This is a genomic window from Pseudomonas sp. Q1-7 (genome assembly GCF_028010285.1).
Taxonomy (GTDB): domain Bacteria; phylum Pseudomonadota; class Gammaproteobacteria; order Pseudomonadales; family Pseudomonadaceae; genus Metapseudomonas.
This window is the reverse complement of the sequence record NZ_CP116304.1, coordinates 3,992,504-4,013,411: the sequence shown is the minus strand read 5'-3', so window position 1 is coordinate 4,013,411 and position 20,908 is coordinate 3,992,504. Positions and strand designations below refer to the sequence as shown.

Genomic DNA, 20,908 nt, shown 5'->3' with positions numbered 1-20,908 from the left:
AGGACGATGACTGCCAAAATCCTGCTGGTCGAAGATGACCGCGCCCTGCGCGAGGCCCTGGCGGACACCCTGCTGATCGGTGGCTACGACTACCGCGCGGTGGATTGCGCCGAAGCCGCCCTGGTGGCGCTGGGCGAAGAAGCCTTCGGCCTGATGGTGAGCGACGTCAACATGCCGGGCATGGACGGCCACCAGTTGCTGGCCATCGTGCGCCAGCGCTACCCGCAACTGCCGGTGCTGCTGATGACCGCCTTCGGCGCGGTGGAGCGCGCGGTGGATGCCATGCGCCAGGGCGCGGCCGACTATCTGGTCAAACCCTTCGAGCCCAACACCCTCTTGGAACTGGTGGCGCGCCACGCCCTTGGTCGCGTGAGCCAGGCTGCCGCCGATGGCCCGGTGGCCCTGGAGCCGGCCAGCCGCCAGTTGCTGGAGCTGGCCGCGCGGGTGGCGCGCAGCGACTCTACAGTGCTGATTTCGGGGGAGTCCGGCACCGGCAAGGAAGTGCTGGCGCAGTACATCCACCAGCAGTCGACCCGCGCCAGCGGGCCTTTCATCGCGATCAACTGCGCCGCCATTCCGGACAACATGCTCGAAGCCACCCTGTTCGGCCATGAGAAGGGGGCCTTCACCGGCGCCGTCGCCAGCGCGCCGGGCAAGTTCGAGCTGGCCGATGGTGGCACCATCCTGCTCGACGAGATTTCCGAAATGCCCCTGGGCCTGCAGGCCAAGCTGTTGCGCGTGCTGCAGGAGCGCGAGGTGGAACGGGTAGGGGCACGCCGGCCGATCAGCCTGGATATCCGCGTCCTCGCCACCACCAACCGCGACCTCGCCGGCGAAGTGGCGGCGGGGCGTTTTCGTGAAGACCTCTACTACCGCCTTTCGGTCTTTCCCCTGGCCTGGCGTCCGCTACGGGAGCGTCCGGCGGACATTCTGCCGCTCGCCGAGCGCCTGCTGGCCAAGCACGTCAAAAAAATGAACCACGCCGCCGTGCGATTCTCCAGTGACGCCCAGGCGGCCCTGCTGGCCCACGGCTGGCCGGGCAACGTACGCGAACTGGACAACGCCGTGCAGCGCGCGTTGATCCTGCAACAGGGTGGGCTGATCCAGCCCCACGACCTGTGCCTGACCGCGCCCATCGGCCTGGCCATGGCGCCCGTCGCGCCGGCGGCATCCGCGCCGGTACTGTCGATGCCGGTCACCGCCGCACCGGCCGAGGCGCCTGGCGCCCTGGGCGACGACCTGCGCCGCCGCGAGTTCCAGATGATCATCGATACCCTGCGTTCCGAGCGCGGCCGTCGCAAGGAGGCCGCCGAACGCCTGGGCATCAGCCCGCGTACCCTGCGCTACAAGCTGGCGCAGATGCGTGATGCGGGCATGGACGTCGAGGCCTATCTCTACGCCAGTTGAAAGACGCCGCCCGCGCCTCGCAGGAAGGCGCGGGCGGCGCTACCCATCCTGCGCATTGGAAATGTCCATTCCTGAGCTCTTGGCACCCTTGTTGCAGATACCCCTTCATCGGACCGCGTAGCGTCAAAAAATCGCGGCAGTTGGAGGAAGAAACATGAGTCAGGGCGTCGAATTCAATCGACTGATGCTGGAAATGCGGGCCATGCAGATGGATGCGATGGCGCGCGCCAAACCCACCCCCGTCGAGACCCCGGATGCCGCCGCGCCGAGCTTTGCCGACATGCTCGGGCAGGCCGTCAACAAGGTGTCGGCCACCCAGAAGGTCGCCAGCGACCTGGCCACCGCCTTCGAGGTCGGGCAGAAAGGCGTGGACCTCACCGATGTCATGATCGCTTCGCAGAAGGCCAACGTGTCCTTCGAGGCCATGACCCAGGTGCGCAACAAGCTGGTCCAGGCCTACCAAGACATCATGCAGATGCCGGTTTGAGGGCGGGTTGAGAAATGGCTGAAGCTGCTGTTGCAAAAGTCCCCGCCAAGACGGATGCGTCGGAGAGCCCGGAAGAGAAGAAGCCACTGTTCGGGCTGTCTTTCCTGGAGAACCTCTCGCAGATGAGCATGCTGCGTCAGGTCGGCCTGCTGGTCGGCCTGGCCGCCAGCGTTGCCATCGGTTTTGCCGTGGTGCTCTGGTCGCAGCAGCCGGACTACCGTCCGCTCTACGGCAGCCTTTCCGGGATGGACGCCAACCAGGTGGTCGAAGCCCTGGGCGCCGCCGACATCGCCTACAAGATCGAGCCCAACTCCGGGGCCCTGCTGGTGAAGTCCGAGGATCTGGCCCGCGCCCGCATGAAACTGGCCGCCGCCGGCGTGGCGCCCAGCGACAACACCGTCGGCTTCGAGATCCTCGACAAGGAACAGGGTCTGGGCACCAGCCAGTTCATGGAGGCGACCCGCTACCGGCGCGGTCTTGAGGGTGAACTGGCGCGCACCATCTCCAGCCTGAACAACGTCAAGGGTGCCCGCGTGCACCTGGCCATTCCGAAGAGCTCGGTGTTCGTCCGCGACGAGCGCAAGCCGACCGCTTCGGTGCTGGTGGAGCTCTATCCGGGCCGCGCCCTGGAGCCGAGCCAGGTCATGGCCATCGTCAACCTGGTGGCCACCAGCGTGCCGGAACTGGAAAAGTCCCAGGTCACCGTGGTCGACCAGAAGGGCAACCTGCTGTCCGATCAGCAGGAACTGTCCGAGCTGACCATGGCCGGCAAGCAGTTCGACTATTCCCGGCGCATGGAAACCCTCTACACCCAGCGCGTGCACAGCATCCTGCAGCCGGTGCTGGGCAGCGGCCGCTACAAGGCGGAAGTCTCGGCGGACGTGGACTTCAGCGCCGTCGAGTCCACATCCGAAATGTTCAACCCGGACCAGCCCGCCCTGCGCAGCGAACAGAAACTGGCCGAGGAGCGCCAGAACAATGGCGGCCCACAGGGCGTGCCCGGCGCGCTGTCCAACCAGCCGCCGGCGCCCGGCGCCGCGCCCCAGCAGGCCACCGGCGCCGCACCGGCCGGTGTGCAGCCGGGCCAGCCGATCCTGGACGACAACGGCCAGCAGATCATCGACCAAGCTACCGGCAAGCCGATGCTCGCACCGTACCCGACCGACAAGCGCGACCAGACCACCCGCAACTTCGAACTGGACCGCTCCATCAGCTACACCAAGCAGCAGCAAGGGCGCCTGCGCCGGCTGTCCGTCGCGGTGGTGCTGGATGACCAGGTCAAGGTCGACCCGCAGAGCGGCGAGGTCACCCGTGTGCCCTGGAGTGCCGACGAGATCGCCCGCTTCACCCGCCTGGTACAGGACGCAGTGGGCTACGACGCCAGCCGCGGCGACAGCGTCAGCGTGATCAACACCGCGTTCCTGGCCGACCACAGCGAAGAAGTCATCGACATTCCGTTCTACACCCAGCCCTGGTTCTGGGATGTGGTGAAGCAGGTGCTCGGCGTGCTCTTCATCCTGGTGCTGGTGTTCGGGGTGCTGCGTCCGGTGCTGAACAACATCAGCGGCGCCAGCAAGACCAAGGAGCTGGCGGGCGGCCGCGACGGCGATGTCGACCTGGGCGAGATGGGGCTGTCCGGTGAGCTGTCGGACGACCGTGTGAGCCTGGGCGGCCCGCAAAGCATCCTGCTGCCCAGCCCGAGCGATGGGTATGATGCGCAGCTCAATGCCATCAAGAACCTGGTGGCCGAAGATCCTGGCCGTGTGGCCCTGGTAGTCAAAGAGTGGATCAACGCCGATGAGTGAAAACCGTCTCCCAGCCAAGCTGAACAAGGTCGACAAGGCAGCCATCCTGCTGCTGTCCCTGGGTGAGACCGATGCCGCCCAGGTGCTCCGCCACATGGGGCCGAAGGAAGTGCAGCGGGTCGGCGTCGCCATGGCGCAGATGCGCAATATCCACCGCGAGCAGGTGGAGCAGGTGATGAGCGAGTTCGTCGATATGGTGGGCGACCAGACCAGCCTGGGCGTCGGCGCCGACGGCTACATCCGCAAGATGCTCACCCAGGCCCTGGGCGAGGACAAGGCCAACAACCTGATCGACCGTATCCTGCTGGGCGGCAGCACCAGCGGCCTGGACAGCCTGAAGTGGATGGAGCCGCGCGCCGTGGCCGACGTGATCCGCTACGAGCACCCGCAGATCCAGGCCATCGTGGTCGCCTACCTGGACCCGGACCAGGCCGCCGAAGTGCTCAGCCATTTCGACCACAAGGTGCGCCTGGACATCGTCCTGCGCGTGTCCTCGCTGAACACCGTGCAGCCGTCCGCGCTCAAGGAACTCAACCTGATCCTGGAGAAGCAGTTCGCCGGCAATGCCAGCACCACCCGTACCACCATGGGCGGCGTGAAGCGCGCGGCGGACATCATGAACTTCCTCGACAGCTCGGTCGAAGGTCAGTTGATGGACTCCATCCGCGAAGTGGACGAGGACCTCTCCTCGCAGATCGAAGACCTGATGTTCGTCTTCGACAACCTGGCCGATGTCGACGACCGCGGCATCCAGGCACTGTTGCGGGAGGTGTCCTCCGACGTGCTGGTGCTGGCCCTCAAGGGGGCGGACGACGCGATCAAGGAAAAGGTCTTCAAGAACATGTCCAAGCGTGCCGCCGAGCTGCTGCGCGACGACCTGGAAGCCAAGGGCCCGGTGCGTGTCAGCGACGTCGAGTCGGCGCAGAAGGAAATCCTCACCATCGCTCGCCGCATGGCCGAAGCCGGGGAAATCGCCCTCGGCGGCAAGGGCGGCGAAGAAATGATCTGAGGCGATGTCCATGGCCAACAAGGAATCGGCAAGCGAACTGATCCGCGCCAAGGACGTCGGCGGCTTCGACCGCTGGTCGCTGCCCAGCTTCGACCCCCACGCCGCCGAGCCCGCCGAGGTGGAAGAACCGGCGCCGGAGGCGGTCGAGGCGGAGCCCGAGCCGCAGATCGAAGAGGTGCCGGTCGAGGACGTCAAGCCGCTGACGCTGGAGGAGCTCGAAGCCATCCGCCAGGATGCCTACAACGAGGGTTTCGCCACCGGTGAGCGCGACGGCTTCCATGCCGGCCAGCTCAAGGCCCGGCAGGACGCCGAAGTGGCCGTGAATGCCCGCCTGGCCCAGCTCGAGACCTTGATGGGGCACTTGCTGGAGCCCATCGCCGAACAGGACCGGCAGATCGAGGAGTCCCTGGTGCAGCTCACCAGCCTGATCACCCGCCAGGTGATCCAGCGCGAACTGCGCATGGACTCCAGCCAGATCCGCCATGTGCTGCGTGAAGCCCTGAAGCTGCTGCCCATGGGGGCCGAGAATGTGCGCATCCACATCAACCCGCAGGACTTCGAGCAGGTGAAGGCGCTGCGCGAGCGTCACGAGGAAAGTTGGCGCATCCTCGAAGACGAATCCCTGGAGCCGGGCGGCTGTCGGGTCGAAACCGAGCATTCGCGTATCGACGCCAGCATCGAGACGCGCCTGAGCCAGGCAATGAAGCAGTTGTTCGAGCAGCAGCGCGAACAGAAGGTCCACCCGCCGTCCGCCGACCTGGTGGTCGACCTGGATTCCCCGGACAGCCTCGACCATGCGTATTGAGCGCACCAGTTTCGCCAAGCGCCTGGCGGGCTACGACGATGTCATCGAACTGCCCTCGCAACCGTTGGTGGAAGGCCGCCTGCTACGCATGGTGGGCCTCACCCTGGAGGCCGAAGGATTGCGCGCGCCGGTGGGCAGCCGCTGCCTGGTGATCAACGACGACAGCTACCACCCGGTGCAGGTGGAGGCCGAGGTCATGGGCTTCGCCGGCAGCAAGATCTACCTGATGCCGGTCGGCAGTCTGTCCGGCATCGCCCCCGGCGCCCGCGTGGTGCCCTTGCCGGATACCGGCCGCCTGCCCATGGGCATGTCCATGCTCGGCCGTGTGCTCGATGGCGCCGGCCGCGCGTTGGATGGCAAAGGCGGCATGAAGGCCGAGGACTGGGTGCCGATGGATGGCCCGACCATCAACCCGTTGAAGCGCCACCCCATCAGCGAACCCCTGGACGTGGGCATTCGCTCGATCAATTCGCTGCTCACCGTCGGTCGCGGCCAGCGCCTCGGCCTGTTCGCCGGCACCGGCGTGGGCAAGAGCGTGCTGCTGGGCATGATGACCCGCTTCACCGAAGCGGAGATCATCGTCGTCGGCCTGATCGGCGAACGGGGTCGCGAGGTGAAGGAGTTCATCGAGCACATCCTCGGCGAGGAAGGCCTCAAGCGCTCCGTGGTGGTCGCCTCACCGGCGGACGACGCGCCGCTGATGCGCCTGCGCGCCGCCATGTACTGCACGCGCATCGCCGAATATTTCCGCGACAAGGGCAAGAACGTCCTGTTGCTGATGGATTCCCTGACCCGCTTCGCCCAGGCCCAGCGCGAGATCGCCCTGGCCATCGGCGAGCCGCCGGCCACCAAGGGCTATCCGCCGTCGGTGTTCGCCAAGCTGCCGAAGCTGGTGGAACGCGCCGGCAACGCGGAGCAGGGCGGCGGCTCCATTACCGCCTTCTACACCGTGCTGTCGGAGGGCGACGACCAGCAGGACCCCATCGCCGACTCCGCGCGCGGCGTGCTCGACGGCCACTTCGTGCTGTCCCGGCGCCTAGCCGAGGAAGGCCACTACCCGGCCATCGACATCGAAGCGTCCATCAGCCGGGTCATGCCCCAAGTGGTCAGCCCCTCGCACATGAAGCTGGCCCAGCGCTTCAAGCAGCTCTGGTCGCGTTACCAGCAGAGCCGCGACCTGATCAGCGTCGGCGCCTATGTCGCCGGCGGCGATCCCGACACCGATCTCGCCATCGCCCGTCAGCCGGTCATGAGCGCCTTCCTGCGCCAGGCCCTGGACGAGAGCGAGAGCCTGGCCCAGAGCACCGAGCGCCTGGCCGCCAGCCTGGGCGTCCAGGGCTGATAGCGCATGTCCCGCCATCGCGCGGCGCGCCTGGCGCCGGTGGTCGAAATGGCCGAACGCGTCGAACGCGAAGCGGCGCGCACGCTTGGCCGCTGCCAGGGCCAACTCACCCAGGCGGAGATGAAGCTCGGCGAGCTCGAACGCTATCGGGCCGACTACCAACGGCAATGGATCGAAGAGGGGCAGCGCGGTGTTTCCGGCCAATGGCTGATGAACTACCAGCGCTTCCTGTCCCAGCTGGAATCCGCCATCGGCCAGCAGTTGCAGAGCGTCCGATGGCACCGCGACAACCTCGAAAAGGCCCGCGCCGCCTGGCAGGAGCGCTACGCGCGTCTGGAAGGCCTGCGCAAGCTGGTGCAGCGCTACCTCGACGAAGCCCGCGCGGCGGAGGACAAGCGCGAGCAGAAGCTGCTGGACGAACTGGTGCAGCGGTTGCCGACAAAACACGCGGAATAGGGTACGCCTATTGGATTGGCAGGTTTGAGTGACTGTCTTGGTTGGCAGCGTTCGGCTGGATGCCCCCACGTCCCGATCGTTTCGCGCTTCGGCGTTCATCTGCACCGGAAGTGGGACTACGCGTGTATCTGATGCCTCGTCAGCATGGGTTTCGTACCTCAACCCATCCTACTTGGTCTTTTCCTGCCCGATACCCATTCGGGGCTGACACGAAGCGATAACCTGAAGGCCACTCGGCAATGAGCTGAACCACAGGACTCCAAGCCCCCTGATCCGGTTCGGCCAGGTTCTTCAGCCGGTCATCTCGGAACCCTATTTTCTCAACCTCCAGCGCTTTCCAGTTGCCCCGCCTCCAGCCCGGTGCTAAATCTTCACCACGCGTTTCCCGAACTTGACCAAGGAGCTTTGCATGGCCATCACCTCGATGCCCTCCGACGATGGGCAGGAGCTGACCATCACCATCCAGGGACGATTCGATTTCGGCGCCCACCAGGAATTCCGCGACGCCTACGAGCGCGTCAATGTCACGCCCAAGCGCTACGTGGTGGACCTCAAGGGCACCACCTACCTCGACAGTTCCGCCCTCGGCATGCTGCTCCTGCTGCGCGACCACGCGGGCGGCGAACGGGCGCAGATCCGCCTGGCCAATTGCAGCCCCGACGTCCGCAAGATCCTCGCCATCTCCAACTTCGAACAATTGTTCCAGATCGCCTGAGGTCCACAGCCATGCCGTCGCCGCTGACGATCCTGATTGCCGAGGACAACGCGGCGGACAGGTTGCTGCTTTCCACCATCGTCAGCCGCCAGGGGCATCGCGCCCTGACCGCCGCCAACGGTCGCGAGGCGGTGGCGCTGTTCCAGCAGGAACAGCCGCAACTGGTGCTGATGGATGCCCTGATGCCGGTGATGGACGGCTTCGAGGCGGCTCGGCGGATCAAGCAACTGGCCGGCGAAGCGCTGGTGCCGATCATTTTCCTCACCTCGCTGACCGAGAATGAAGCGCTGGTGCGCTGCCTGGAAGCGGGCGGCGACGACTTCCTCGCCAAGCCTTACAACCGGGTCATCCTCGAGGCCAAGATCAAGGCCCTCGACCGCCTGCGCCGGTTGCAGGACACGGTCCTGCAGCAGCGCGACCTGATCGCCCGGCACAACGAGCACCTGGTCACCGAGCAGCGAGTGGCCAAGGCGGTGTTCGACAAGGTGGCGCATTCCGGCTGCCTGAGCGCCCCGAACATCCGTTACCTGCAGTCACCCTATGCGCTGTTCAATGGCGACCTGCTGCTGGCCGCCTACAAGCCCTCGGGCGGCATGCATGTGTTGCTTGGCGACTTCACCGGCCACGGCCTGCCGGCGGCCATCGGCGCCATGCCGCTGGCCGAGGTGTTCTATGGCATGACCGCCAAGGGCTATGCCCTGGCGGACATCCTCCGTGAGATGAACGCCAAGCTGAAGCGCATCCTGCCGGTGGGGGTGTTCTGCTGCGCCACGTTCCTCAACCTGAGCTTCCAGCGGCGTCTGGTCGAGGTGTGGAACGGCGGGCTGCCCGACGGCTACCTGCGTCGCGCGCAGAGCGGCGAGCTGGTGCCGCTGGTGTCGCGCCACCTGCCCCTGGGGGTGCTCGACCAGAGCGCCTTCAACGCGCATTTCGAGTCCTTCCCCATCGAGACCGGCGACCGCATCTTCCTGGTCTCCGACGGTGTGCTGGAAACCCGCAACGACAGCGATGAGATATTCGGCGACCAGCGGCTGCGCGCGGTGTTCGACGCCAACACCGACGGCAACCGGCTATTCGACGATATCCAGTTGGCCCTCAGCGCCTTCCGCGGCCACGCCCAGGACGACGTGAGCATGATCGAGGTGCGCATGCTCGAAGAGTCCACCGAGCGCGCCACGCTGGCGTTCACCGACAGTGGCCAGGCCAGCCCGCTGGACTGGTCGGCGTCTTTCGAGTTCCGGGCGAACACGCTCAAACGCTTCAATCCGCTGCCGTTCCTCCTGCAACTGCTGCTGGAGGTCCAGGGCCTGCGCGACCAGGGCGGTGCCCTCTACACGGTGCTCGCCGAGCTGTATTCCAACGCCCTGGAGCACGGCGTGCTGGGGCTGGATTCCTCCCTCAAAGGCAACGCCGAAGGCTTCGCCCGCTACTACCGCGAGCGAGGCGAACGCTTGGGCGCGCTGACCGAGGGCTATGTACGATTCCATCTGAACCTGGTTCCGGAAGGCCGGGGAGGGTGCCTGACGGTCCAGGTCGAAGACAGCGGCACGGGTTTCGACCTGGCGACGGTCCTGGCTTCCCAGCCGTCGATGGACAGTCTTTGCGGCCGGGGCCTGACCCTGGTCAGCCAGCTCACCGCGCGCTGTGAAGCCGTCGAAGGCGGCAAGGGCATCCGCGTCGAGTTCCGCTGGCCCGTTCAGGCATAATTTCCGACGTTCAGTACGAGGAGCGACGGGTTTGTCCGATATCCATCTCGACCATTCTGTGCTGTCCGCCCTGCGGGACGTCATGGAGAGTGAGTTTCCGGTGTTGCTGGATACCTTCCTGACGGACTCGTCGGAACGCCTGCGGCAAATCCATCGGGCCGTCGCCCTGGCCGACAGTCAGGCCCTGCGCCTGGCCGCCCACAGTTTCAAGGGCAGTTGCAGCAACATGGGCGCCGCCGTGCTGGCGGGCCTGTGCAAGCAGTTGGAGGAGACCGCCCGGCGTGAACAACTGGCCGATGCGACCGCGCTGGTCCTGCAGATCGAGCAGGAGTTCCTGGTTGTCCAGGGCCTGATGCTGGAAGAGCGCCACGGCCTGGCTCGCTGAGTGGCGCTCGCGCCCAGCGACGGAAAGGTTGGCCCATCCCTTGCAATCCCACCGGCACGAACCAACCCGAGCGGAGAGTGCCCATGCCCGTTGCCCCCGATCTGCTTCTTCAGGCCCGACCTGAGGTGAAGCCGAAAGCACCGGCCGCAAAAGCCCCGGAAAAACCGGCGGAAACCAGCAAGGGCGAGGCTTCCAGCTTCGCCCGGATGTACGCGAAAGAACGTCAGGCCAAGACTGCCGAGCGCAATGAAGCGACGGCCAGGCAGGCCAAGGACACCTCGGACGAGGCGAAAGGCCCGGACAAGCCGGCGGTCGATCCTGCCGTCGGCCAGCCGGCTGTTGCCGATGGCGGCAAGCCCTTGCCGGTCGAGGAGGGCGAAGCCCGGGAGGTCGGCGATGAGTCGGTCATGGACCCGCTACTGCTGATGGCCATGACGGGCCAGTTGCCGGCAGATGACGCACCGGTGGACGTGGGCACCGGCGAAGCCATGCCGGACCTGCCAGCCACCCCGCCGGTGAACAGTGGCGCTCCGGCCAGCCTGAGCGAGGCGAGCCTCGACCCCGAGCTGGATCAGCTTAACGGTGTGCCGGCGGTGAAAATGGCCCTGGATCAGGGGGCGCAGGCCGCCCAGCAGGCGCAGACGGCGGCCGCCACCCAGGCGGCGCAAGCTGCGCCCACCGCTGACCAGGGCTTTGCCGATGCCCTGGCGGCGTTCGCCGACAAGCCGCTGGAAGCCGGCGAGGGCGAGCTGGACAAGGTCCTGTCCTCGGCCGAGCTCTCGGCAGAGCTGAGCGAAGGCCTAGGCGAGAACAAGGGTGAAGTGCGCAACGAACTGCTGGCCAACCGTCTCAATGCCCTGAGCCAGGCGATCAGTCAGCAGACCGCCCAGGCCCAGCGCGCGCCGGCCCTGATGCCCGGCCAGCCCGTGGCAATGAACCAGGGCGGCTGGAGCGAGGCGGTGGTGGACCGTGTGATGTGGCTGTCCAGCCAGAACCTCAAGTCCGCCGAGATCCAGCTCGATCCCCAGGAACTGGGCCGCCTCGAAGTACGGGTGAACCTGAACCAGGACCAGACCCAGGTGACCTTCGCCAGTCCCAACGCCAGTGTCCGTGATGCCCTGGAAGGGCAGATGCACCGTCTGCGCGACCTGTTTGCCCAACAGGGCATGAACCAGCTGGACGTGAACGTCTCCGACCAGTCGCTCAGTCGTGGCTGGCAGGGGCAGGACGGTGATGGCGGACGCCGTTCCGCTGGCGGTCGTGGCGATTTCGGTGCCGGCGGCGATGAAGAAATCAGCGTCAGCCACAGCGAAATCCGTCCGGCCAATGCCGCGGGTGGCCGCGGTCTGGTGGATTTCTACGCCTAGCGCGACCCTTCCCGCCCCGGACCTGCACGAGGGTCGGGGGCGGGAACCCCGTGACAGCCGCCCCCGACACTGGTATATCCGCAGCCCTGAAGCAGTTGCCTGAACCGCCGGTCGGCTGGCGGGCTGGCATAACACTTGCTCACTCCCCAGGAAATGGCGGGATTCTCCCGCCCGGCGACGGATTATTGGCATGGCGAAGAAAGAAGCGAAGGCCCCGGTAGAGGGCGCTGCGGGCAGCAAGAGCAAGCTGAAACTCATCATCCTGGGCGTGGTGGCGCTGATGCTGGCGGTTGGTCTGTCGGTGGGGGCCACCTGGTACTTTCTCAGTCGTGGCGACAAGGCCGCCGAGCCCACCCAGGAAGAGGCAGCCGCCACGCCCGACAAGCAACCCGCGGTGTACCAGGACCTGGCCCCGGCCTTCGTGGTCAACTTCAACCAGAACGGCCGCCAACGCTACATGCAGGTGAGTGTGTCGCTGATGGCCCGCGACAAGGCCCAGCTGGACGCCCTCAAGGTGCACATGCCGGTGCTGCGCAACAAGCTGGTCATGCTTTTTTCCGGGCAGAGCTTCGACAACCTGGCGACCCCGGTCGGCAAGGAAATGCTGCGACAGCAGGCCACCGCCACCGTGCAGGAACTGGCCACGCAGGAAACCGGCGCGATGACCGTCGAGCAAGTGCTGTTCACCAACTTCGTATTGCAGTAGGCAAGGTACGCGACCATGGCTGTTCAAGACCTGCTGTCCCAGGACGAAATCGACGCGCTGCTGCACGGCGTCGACGACGGCCTGGTGGAAACCGAGACCGATGCGGACCCCACCAGTGTCAAAAGCTATGACCTGACCAGCCAGGACCGCATCGTCCGCGGGCGCATGCCGACCCTGGAAATGATCAACGAGCGCTTCGCCCGTTACACCCGCATCAGCATGTTCAACCTGCTGCGGCGCTCCGCCGACGTGGCCGTGGGCGGCGTGCAGGTGATGAAGTTCGGCGAGTACGTGCATTCGCTCTATGTGCCCACCAGCCTCAACCTGGTGAAAATGAAGCCGCTGCGCGGCACCTCGCTGTTCATTCTCGACGCCAAGCTGGTGTTCAAGCTGGTGGACAACTTCTTCGGCGGCGACGGGCGCCACGCCAAGATCGAAGGCCGCGAGTTCACCCCCACCGAACTGCGCGTGGTGCGCATGGTGCTGGACCAGGCCTTCGTCGACCTGGCCGAGGCCTGGCACGCGGTGATGGACGTGAACTTCGAGTACATCAACTCGGAGGTGAACCCGGCCCTGGCCAACATCGTCAGCCCCAGCGAAGTGGTGGTGGTGTCCACCTTCCACATCGAACTGGATGGCGGTGGCGGTGACCTGCACATCACCATGCCCTATTCGATGATCGAGCCGATTCGCGAGATGCTCGACGCCGGCTTCCAGTCCGACGTCGACGACCAGGACGAGCGCTGGATCAAGGCCCTGCGCGAGGACATCCTCGACGTCAGCGTGCCGGTGGCCGCCACCGTGGTGCGCCGCCAGCTCAAGCTGCGGGACATCCTGCACATGCAGCCGGGCGACGTGATCCCGGTGGAATTGCCCGAACACATGGTCATGCGCGCCAACGGCGTGCCGGCCTTCAAGGCCAAGCTGGGATCGCACAAGGGCAACCTGTCCCTGCAGATCCTCGAACCAATCGAACGCCAGCGCTGATTGCGCGCTGCCCACGAATCCAGAGCCAGCCGAGGTCAAGCGATGGCAAACGACATGGATATCCCGACTCCCGAAGAACAGGCCCTGGCCGACGAATGGGCCGCCGCTCTGGCCGAGGCCGGTGACGCGTCCCAGGACGACATCGACGCGCTGATGAACCAGGGCGCGGCCGCACCCGCTTCGCCGCGCGCGCCGATGGAGGAGTTCGGCAGCGCGCCGAAGGCCAGCGGCCCGGTGAGCCTGGACGGCCCCAACCTGGATGTGATTCTGGATATCCCGGTGTCCATCTCCATGGAAGTGGGCAACACCGACATCACCATCCGTAATCTGCTGCAGTTGAACCAGGGCTCGGTGATCGAACTCGACCGCCTGGCGGGCGAGCCCCTGGACGTGCTGGTCAACGGCACCCTGATCGCCCACGGCGAGGTGGTGGTGGTCAACGAGAAGTTCGGTATCCGGCTGACCGACGTGATCAGCCCGAGCGAACGCATCAAGAAGCTGCGCTGACACCATGCGCCGTCTTCTTCTCGCGCTGGCCTGCCTGCCCTCCCTCGGCGCCGTCGCTGCCGAAATCGCCGCCACCCCACCGGCACCGGCCGCCGCCGCGGCTCAGGCTGGCAGCGGCATGGCCGCGCAGCTCGGTCAGCTCGCCATCGGCCTGCTGCTGGTGGTGGGGCTGATTGTCCTGCTTGCCTGGCTGCTGCGCCGGGTGCAGCAGCTCGGCCCGCGTGACGGCCAGGTGATCAAGCTGGTGTCCAGCCAGGCCCTCGGCCCGCGTGATCGGCTGGTGCTGGTACAGGTCGGCAATGAACAGATCCTGCTGGGTATCAGCGCCGGGCGCATCACCCCGCTGCATGTGCTGAAGGAGCCCGTGCACCTGCCCGATGCGCAGGCCGCCACGCCGGAGTTCGCCCAACGCCTGATGGAACTGCTCGGCAAGGACAAGCATTGATGCCCCTGCACCGCCTCGTTATCGCTCTGCTGCTGGCACTGGCCGCACCCCTGGCCCTTGGCGCCGACAACCCCCTGTCGGTGCCGGCCATTACGCTGTCCACCAACCCCGAAGGCCAGCAGGAATACTCGGTAAGCCTGCAGATCCTGCTGATCATGACGGCGCTGAGTTTCATCCCGGCGTTCGTCATGCTGATGACCAGCTTCACCCGGATCATCATCGTCTTCTCCATCCTGCGCCAGGCACTGGGCCTGCAGCAGACACCGTCCAACCAGATACTCATCGGCCTGGCGCTGTTCCTGACGATGTTCATCATGGCGCCGGTGTTCGACCGGGTGAACCGCGATGCCCTGCAGCCCTATCTCAACGAACAGATGACCGCCCAGGACGCGCTGGCCAGGGCCGAGGTGCCGATCAAGGACTTCATGCTGGCGCAGACCCGCGCCAGCGACCTCGACCTGTTCATGCGCCTGTCCAAGCGCACCGACATTCCCAGCGCCGACGCTGCGCCCCTGACCATCCTGGTGCCGGCGTTCGTCACCTCCGAGCTGAAGACCGCATTCCAGATCGGCTTCATGATCTTCATCCCCTTCCTGATCATCGACCTGGTGGTGGCCAGCGTGCTGATGGCCATGGGCATGATGATGCTCTCGCCGCTGATCATTTCCCTGCCGTTCAAGATCATGCTGTTCGTGCTGGTGGATGGCTGGGCGCTGATCATCGGCACACTGGCCGGAAGCTTCGGAGGCGTCTAGCGATGACACCCGAGATTGCCGTCGATCTGTTCCGCGAAGCGCTCTGGCTGACCTGCCTGATCGTCGGCATCCTGGTGGTGCCGAGCCTGGTGGTGGGCCTGATCGTCGCCATGTTCCAGGCCGCCACGCAGATCAACGAACAGACCCTGAGCTTCCTGCCGCGCCTGCTGGTGATGCTGGTCACCCTGATCTGGGCCGGCCCCTGGCTGACCCGCCAACTGATGGAGTACATCCAGACGCTCTATCAGAACATCCCCATGCTGATCGGCTGACATGCTGGAGCTGAGCGACGCACAGATCGGCGGCTGGGTGGGCAGCTTCCTGCTGCCGTTGTTTCGCATCGCCGCTCTGCTGATGACCATGCCGATCATCGGCACCCAGCTGGTGCCTGTTCGCGTACGCCTTTACCTGGCGCTGGCCATCGCCGTGGTGCTGGTGCCGACCCTGCCGCCCATGCCGCAGGTGGATGCCCTGAACCTGCGCAGCATCCTGCTGGTGGGCGAACAGGTGCTGATCGGCGCCTTGCTCGGCTTCGTGCTGCAACTGTTCTTCCATGCCTTCGTGGTGGCGGGGCAGATCATCTCCATGCAGATGGGCCTGGGGTTCGCCTCCATGGTCGACCCCACCAACGGCGTTTCGGTGCCGGTGCTCGGCCAGTTCTACCTGATGCTGGTGACCTTGCTGTTCCTCGCCATGAACGGCCATCTGGTGGTGTTCGAGGTGCTGGCGGAGAGCTTTGTCACGCTGCCGGCGGGCGGCGGGCTGCTGACCGCCCATCACTGGGAGGTGGCTGGCAAGCTCGGCTGGATGATGGGTGCCGGCCTGCTGCTGTCGCTACCGGCGATCACCGCGCTGCTGGTGGTGAACCTGGCCTTCGGCGTGATGACCCGCGCCGCGCCGCAGCTGAACATCTTTTCCATCGGCTTTCCGCTGACCCTGGCCCTGGGCCTGGTGATCGTCTGGATCGGCATGGCCGATATCCTCGCCCAGTACCAGGTCCTCGCCAGCGACGCCCTGCAGCTCCTGCGCGAACTGGCGAGGGCGCGATGAACGACCAACCGACGCAACACTGGCAACGCAGGTAGTTTTCCGTGGCGGAGAGTGAGAGCGGGGCGGACAAGAGTGAAGAGCCCACAGGTAAACGGTTGCAGGAGGCCCGCGAGAAGGGCCAGATCGCCCGTTCCCGCGAGCTCAACACCCTGGCCGTGACCCTCGCCGGGGCCGGTGGCGTGCTGGCCAGTGGCGGCGGGCTGGCGGACATGCTGATGCAGATGATGCAGTCCAACTTCGAGCTGTCGCGGGCGGTGCTGATGGATGAGCGCAGCATGGCGCTGCTGCTGCTCGCCTCGGGCAAGATGGCCCTCGATGCGCTGCTGCCGCTGTTGATCACCCTGCTGGTGGTGTCCATCGCCGGGCCGATTTCCCTCGGCGGCTGGTTGTTCTCCAGCGAGGCGCTGTTGCCCAAGTTCAGCCGCATGAATCCGTTGTCCGGGCTCAAGCGGATGTTCTCCATGCACGCCCTGGTCGAATTGCTCAAGGCCCTGGCCAAGTTCGCGCTCATCCTGCTGGTGGCCCTGGCGGTGCTCAATTCCGACCGCGACGATTTGTTGGCGATTGCCCACGAACCATTGGACATGGCCATCCTGCACAGTGTCCAGGTGGTGGGGTGGAGCGCGGTCTGGCTGGCCTGCGGGCTGATCCTGATCGCCGCCGTGGACGTGCCGTTCCAGCTCTGGGACAACAAGCAGAAGCTGATGATGACCAAGCAGGAAGTGCGCGACGAATACAAGGACACCGAGGGCAAGCCCGAGGTCAAGTCGCGCATCCGCCGCCTGCAGCGGGAAATGGCCGAGCGCCGCATGATGGCCGCCGTGCCCGAGGCCGACGTGGTCATCACCAACCCGACCCACTTCGCCGTGGCGCTGAAGTACGACGCCGACAAGGGCGGCGCGCCGCTCCTGCTGGCCAAGGGCAACGACTTCACCGCGCTGAAGATCCGCGAGATCGCCCAGGAAAGCCGGGTGACGGTGCTGGAATCCCCGGCCCTGGCGCGGGCGGTGTACTACTCCACCGAGCTGGACCAGGAAATCCCCGCCGGCCTCTACCTGGCCGTGGCCCAGGTGCTGGCCTACGTCTACCAGCTCAAGCAGTTCCGCGCCGGCAAGGGCAAGCGTCCGGATCCGCTGCGCGACCTGCCGATCCCGGCGGAGCTGCGGCGCGACGAGTGACCTGAGCTCCACCTCTCCCTTGTGGGAGCGAATTCATTCGCGAAAGGGCTGCGCAGCAGCCCCCGGTCATATTCGAGGGCAGGTCTGCGACCTGCATCGCGAATGAATTCGCTCCTACGGGTTTTCTCCCGAAAATCAATCATTTGGTGAAGTTGGAAAGCTTCTTGCACAAGGGCTGTGACGCCGCCTTCGGGCGTCAAAAGATTGGATGTGCGGAGCAGGATTCCGCGAAAGGGGTAGGGGAGCAGCAGTGGATCGTACGCAACTGATCGGCAATGTCCGCAATAACCTGATGGGCATCGGCCGCGGCAACCTGGGGGTGCCGCTGCTGGTGCTGGTGATGCTGGGCATGATGACCCTGCCGGTGCCGCCTTTCCTGCTGGACGTCTTCTTCACCTTCAACATCGCCCTGTCCATCGTCGTGCTGCTGGTGTGCGTGTACGCCATGCGCCCGCTGGACTTCGCGGTCTTCCCCACCATCCTGCTGGTGGCCACCCTGCTGCGCCTGGCGCTGAACGTGGCCTCCACTCGCGTGGTGCTGCTTCACGGGCAGGACGGCCACGACGCCGCGGGCAAGGTGATCCAGGCCTTTGGCGATGTGGTGGTGGGCGGCAACTACGTGGTCGGTGCCGTGGTCTTCGCGATCCTGATGATCATCAACTTCGTGGTGGTCACCAAGGGTGCCGGGCGTATCTCCGAAGTGAGCGCGCGTTTCACCCTGGATGCCATGCCGGGCAAGCAGATGGCCATCGATGCGGATCTCAACGCCGGCCTGATCGACCAGGCCGAGGCCAAGAAGCGCCGTACCGAGGTGTCCCAGGAGGCCGACTTCTACGGCTCCATGGACGGTGCCAGCAAGTTCGTCCGTGGCGACGCCATCGCCGGCCTGCTGGTCCTCTTCATCAACCTGCTGGGCGGCATTGCCATCGGCATGCTGCAGCACGGCCTGAGCTTCGGCGACGCCGGTCGCATCTATTCCCTGCTGACCATCGGCGACGGCCTGGTGGCGCAGGTTCCGTCGCTGCTGTTGTCCACCGCGGCGGCGATCATGGTGACCCGCGTGTCCACCTCCGAGGACATGGGCCAGCAGGTCAACCGGCAAATGTTCGCCTCGCCCAAGGCACTGGCGGTGTCTGCCGCCATCCTCATTGCCATGGGGCTGGTGCCGGGCATGCCGCACATGTCTTTCGTCGGCCTGGGCCTGGTGGCCGCCGGCGGTGCCTGGTGGATCTGGCAGAAGCAGAAGAAGGCCAAGGAAGAGACGGTGCAGGAAGAGAAGCGCCAGCAGGAGCTGCTGCCCGCCCAGCGTGCCCAGGAAACCAAGGAACTGGGCTGGGATGACGTGACGCCGGTGGACCTGGTGGGCCTGGAGGTGGGCTATCGGTTGATTCCGCTGGTGGACCGCAACCAGGGCGGCCAGTTGCTGGCGCGGATCAAGGGCGTACGCAAGAAGCTGTCCCAGGAGATGGGCTTCCTGATGCCCTCGGTGCATATTCGCGACAACCTCGACCTGCTGCCCAACGCCTACCGCCTGACGCTGATGGGCGTCAGCGTGGCCGAGGCGGAGGTCTACCCGGACCGCGAACTGGCGATCAACCCCGGCCAGGTGTTCGGCACCCTCAACGGCATCGCTGCCAAGGATCCGGCATTCGGCCTGGAAGCGGTGTGGATCGACGTCAATCAGCGCGACCAGGCGCAGTCCCTCGGCTACACGGTGGTCGACGCCAGCACCGTGGTCGCCACCCACCTCAACCAGGTATTGCACAAGCATGCCCACGAGTTGCTGGGCCACGAAGAAGTCCAGCAACTGATGCAGAACCTCGCCAAGAGTTCGCCGCGCCTGGCCGAAGAGCTGGTACCGGGCATGGTGTCGCTGTCGACCCTGCTCAAGGTGCTGCAGGCGTTGCTGCAGGAGCAGGTGCCGGTTCGCGACATCCGCACCATCGCCGAGGCCATCGCCAACGTCGCCCCGAAGAGTCAAGATCCCGCCGCGCTGGTGGCGGCGGTCCGCGTCTCGCTGGCTCGCGCAATCGTGCAAAGCATTGTGGGACTAGAGCCGGAGCTGCCTGTGATCACCCTGGAGCCCAGGTTGGAACAGATATTGCTGAATAGCCTGCAGAAGGCCGGACAGGGTTCGGAAGATGGCGTTCTCCTCGAACCCGGAATGGCCGAGAAGCTGCAACGTTCCCTGGTGGAAGCGGCGCAGCGCCAGGAGATGCTCGGCAAGCAGGCGATCCTGCTGGTGGCCGGGCCGATCCGGGCGATGATGTCGCGCTTCGCAAGGCTCGCCGTGCCAACCATGCACGTCCTGGCCTACCAGGAAATTCCGGACAACAAGCAGGTCACCATAGTCGCGACTGTGGGGCAGAACTAACCGAGGTCAAGGACCATGCAGGTCAAACGTTTCTTCGCCGCCGATATGCGTCAGGCCATGAAGCTGGTGCGTGATGAACTGGGCGCGGATGCCGCCATCATCGGTAACCGTCGGGTTGCCGGCGGTGTCGAGCTGACCGCGGCGCTGGACTACCCACTGCCCGCGCCGGCGCCGAGCAAGCCGAATCCGGCCCTCGAAGCCGAGCTGCGCAAGACCCAGGCGCGTATCGCCCAGGCGCAGGCGGAGCTGACCACCCGCGCCCAGGCCGACGCCGGCAAGGACCGTCAATTGTTCGCCGGTGAGCCGTTGACCGCCATCGAGTCGGAGCTGCCGGAAGCCGCCCTGTCCGCCGCCATGGCCCGTCCGCGCAGCGTGCCGCGTCCGCTGGAGTCGGTCGGCGCGCCCAAGCCCGCCGCCGTCGACCAGGCTGCCCTGGACGCGATGCGCTTCGAACTGAGCGGCCTGCGCGAACTGATCGAAGTGCAACTGGGCTCCATCGCCTGGGGCCAGATGCAGAGCCGCCGTCCGCAGCAGGCAAGCCTCTGGCGCCGCCTGCAGCGCATGGGGCTGCCGGCCGAACTGTCCCGCGCGCTGCTGGACAAGGTGGCGGGCGTCAAGGAGCCGCGCCAGGCCTGGCGCATGCTGCTGGCGCACCTGGCCCACGCGATCCGCACGCCGCAGAACGAGCCGCTGGAAGAGGGCGGGGTGATCGCCCTGGTCGGCCCGGCCGGCATGGGCAAGACCACCACGCTGGCCAAGCTGGCTGCCCGCTACGTGCTCAAGTACGGCGCCCAGAGCGTCGCGCTGGTGAGCATGGACAGCTTCCGCATCGGCGCCCAGGAGCAGATCAAGACCCTCGGCCGCATCCTCAACGTGCCGGTGACCCTGGTCGATCCGGGCCAGTCGCTGACCCAGGCCCTGGCGCCTCTGGTCCGCAAGCGCGTGGTGCTGATCGATACCGCCGGTCTGCCGGTCAACGATCCGGCCCTGGCCATGCAGCTCGAAGCGCTGGCCAGCCGGGCGATAAACGCGAAGAATTACCTGGTGATGGCCGCCACCAGTCAGAGCCAGGTACTCAAGGCGGCCTATCACAGCTACAAGCGTTGCGGCCTGGTCGGCTGCATCATCACCAAGGCGGACGAAGCGGCCAGTCTCGGCGAGGTTTTGGGGCTGGCTATCGGCCAGCATCTCCCGGTAGCCTATCTGGCCGACGGTCCGCGAATCCCGGATGATCTGCAGGTTCCGCGCAGCCACCAGCTGGTGAGCCGCGCGGTCAGCCTCCAGGCGCCGGAAGATCCGAGCGAAGAAGCCATGGCCGACCTGTTCGCCGGGCTGTACCAGAATCCGGCGCGGCGCGCCGGTTGAAGAAGTGTGAACCGCCCCGGAGAGGGCGGTGCTAGACACCCAAGTGGCCCAAGGCAA

The 20,908-nt window shown here is 65.9% G+C and carries 21 protein-coding genes; all 21 read left to right on the top strand.

The genetic code is table 11. From position 1 onward, the window contains the following. Positions 1-6: 6 nt before the first annotated feature. The 21 genes from fleR to flhF all read left to right on the top strand — a co-directional run bounded on the left by fleR (position 7) and on the right by flhF (position 20,851). Positions 7-1,407, top strand: a complete 1,401-nt coding sequence (fleR, locus tag PJW05_RS18690; RefSeq protein ID WP_271408465.1) for a sigma-54-dependent response regulator transcription factor FleR — start codon at positions 7-9, stop codon at positions 1,405-1,407. A 154-nt stretch (positions 1,408-1,561) separates the two neighbouring features. Then, positions 1,562-1,894: a flagellar hook-basal body complex protein FliE gene (fliE, locus tag PJW05_RS18685; RefSeq protein ID WP_271408464.1), complete on the top strand. Its 333-nt coding sequence runs from the start codon at positions 1,562-1,564 to the stop codon at positions 1,892-1,894. A 14-nt stretch (positions 1,895-1,908) separates the two neighbouring features. Further along, entirely contained in the window at positions 1,909-3,699 is a 1,791-nt protein-coding gene (gene fliF / locus PJW05_RS18680) for a flagellar basal-body MS-ring/collar protein FliF (protein ID WP_271408463.1), read from the top strand. Continuing rightward, positions 3,692-4,708 carry a flagellar motor switch protein FliG gene (gene fliG, locus PJW05_RS18675; RefSeq protein ID WP_271408462.1) on the top strand — a complete coding sequence of 339 codons (1,017 nt, stop codon included), beginning with the start codon at positions 3,692-3,694 and terminating at the stop codon, positions 4,706-4,708. The genes fliF and fliG overlap by 8 nt, the downstream gene beginning before the upstream one ends. Positions 4,709-4,718: 10 nt before the next feature. Beyond that, positions 4,719-5,513 (top strand): flagellar assembly protein FliH, encoded by a 795-nt coding sequence (gene fliH, locus PJW05_RS18670; protein WP_271408461.1) that lies wholly within the window; start codon positions 4,719-4,721, stop codon positions 5,511-5,513. Beyond that, complete coding sequence (gene fliI / locus PJW05_RS18665; RefSeq protein ID WP_271408460.1) at positions 5,503-6,855, top strand: flagellar protein export ATPase FliI; 1,353 nt, start codon at positions 5,503-5,505, stop codon at positions 6,853-6,855. The genes fliH and fliI overlap by 11 nt, the downstream gene beginning before the upstream one ends. Positions 6,856-6,861: 6 nt before the next feature. Further along, positions 6,862-7,311, top strand: coding sequence for a flagellar export protein FliJ (gene fliJ, locus PJW05_RS18660; protein WP_271408459.1), 450 nt, complete (start codon positions 6,862-6,864; stop codon positions 7,309-7,311). Positions 7,312-7,720: 409 nt separating this feature from the next. Further along, positions 7,721-8,026 carry an STAS domain-containing protein gene (locus PJW05_RS18655; protein ID WP_271408458.1) on the top strand — a complete coding sequence of 102 codons (306 nt, stop codon included), beginning with the start codon at positions 7,721-7,723 and terminating at the stop codon, positions 8,024-8,026. Positions 8,027-8,037: 11 nt separating this feature from the next. Further along, positions 8,038-9,732 carry an ATP-binding SpoIIE family protein phosphatase gene (locus tag PJW05_RS18650; RefSeq protein WP_271408457.1) on the top strand — a complete coding sequence of 565 codons (1,695 nt, stop codon included), beginning with the start codon at positions 8,038-8,040 and terminating at the stop codon, positions 9,730-9,732. 31 nt (positions 9,733-9,763) lie between these two features. Next, positions 9,764-10,117 (top strand): Hpt domain-containing protein, encoded by a 354-nt coding sequence (locus tag PJW05_RS18645; protein ID WP_271408456.1) that lies wholly within the window; start codon positions 9,764-9,766, stop codon positions 10,115-10,117. Between the two features lie 83 nt (positions 10,118-10,200). Beyond that, entirely contained in the window at positions 10,201-11,484 is a 1,284-nt protein-coding gene (locus tag PJW05_RS18640; RefSeq protein WP_271408455.1) for a flagellar hook-length control protein FliK, read from the top strand. 190 nt (positions 11,485-11,674) lie between these two features. Further along, positions 11,675-12,190: a flagellar basal body-associated protein FliL gene (fliL, locus tag PJW05_RS18635; RefSeq protein ID WP_271408454.1), complete on the top strand. Its 516-nt coding sequence runs from the start codon at positions 11,675-11,677 to the stop codon at positions 12,188-12,190. A gap of 15 nt (positions 12,191-12,205) precedes the next feature. After that, on the top strand, positions 12,206-13,177 hold the full coding sequence (gene fliM / locus PJW05_RS18630; RefSeq protein WP_271408453.1) for a flagellar motor switch protein FliM: 972 nt from the start codon (positions 12,206-12,208) through the stop codon (positions 13,175-13,177). A gap of 54 nt (positions 13,178-13,231) precedes the next feature. Then, positions 13,232-13,684 carry a flagellar motor switch protein FliN gene (fliN, locus tag PJW05_RS18625; protein ID WP_442969173.1) on the top strand — a complete coding sequence of 151 codons (453 nt, stop codon included), beginning with the start codon at positions 13,232-13,234 and terminating at the stop codon, positions 13,682-13,684. A gap of 4 nt (positions 13,685-13,688) precedes the next feature. After that, the gene (gene fliO, locus PJW05_RS18620; RefSeq protein WP_271408451.1) at positions 13,689-14,129 is read left to right on the top strand and encodes a flagellar biosynthetic protein FliO; all 441 of its coding nucleotides are present in this window, start codon (positions 13,689-13,691) and stop codon (positions 14,127-14,129) included. Continuing rightward, the gene (gene fliP / locus PJW05_RS18615; RefSeq protein WP_271408450.1) at positions 14,129-14,884 is read left to right on the top strand and encodes a flagellar type III secretion system pore protein FliP; all 756 of its coding nucleotides are present in this window, start codon (positions 14,129-14,131) and stop codon (positions 14,882-14,884) included. Before fliO ends, fliP begins: the two co-directional genes overlap by 1 nt. Positions 14,885-14,886: 2 nt before the next feature. Then, a complete protein-coding gene (gene fliQ / locus PJW05_RS18610) occupies positions 14,887-15,156 on the top strand; it encodes a flagellar biosynthesis protein FliQ (RefSeq protein ID WP_271408449.1) in 270 nt (89 codons plus the stop codon). Position 15,157: 1 nt separating this feature from the next. Beyond that, positions 15,158-15,934 carry a flagellar biosynthetic protein FliR gene (fliR, locus tag PJW05_RS18605; RefSeq protein ID WP_271408448.1) on the top strand — a complete coding sequence of 259 codons (777 nt, stop codon included), beginning with the start codon at positions 15,158-15,160 and terminating at the stop codon, positions 15,932-15,934. Between the two features lie 41 nt (positions 15,935-15,975). Continuing rightward, complete coding sequence (flhB, locus tag PJW05_RS18600) at positions 15,976-17,112, top strand: flagellar biosynthesis protein FlhB (RefSeq protein ID WP_271408447.1); 1,137 nt, start codon at positions 15,976-15,978, stop codon at positions 17,110-17,112. Between the two features lie 250 nt (positions 17,113-17,362). Continuing rightward, positions 17,363-19,486: a flagellar biosynthesis protein FlhA gene (flhA, locus tag PJW05_RS18595; protein ID WP_271408446.1), complete on the top strand. Its 2,124-nt coding sequence runs from the start codon at positions 17,363-17,365 to the stop codon at positions 19,484-19,486. Between the two features lie 15 nt (positions 19,487-19,501). Next, positions 19,502-20,851, top strand: a complete 1,350-nt coding sequence (gene flhF, locus PJW05_RS18590) for a flagellar biosynthesis protein FlhF (protein ID WP_271408445.1) — start codon at positions 19,502-19,504, stop codon at positions 20,849-20,851. The last annotated feature ends 57 nt before the right edge of the window (positions 20,852-20,908 follow it).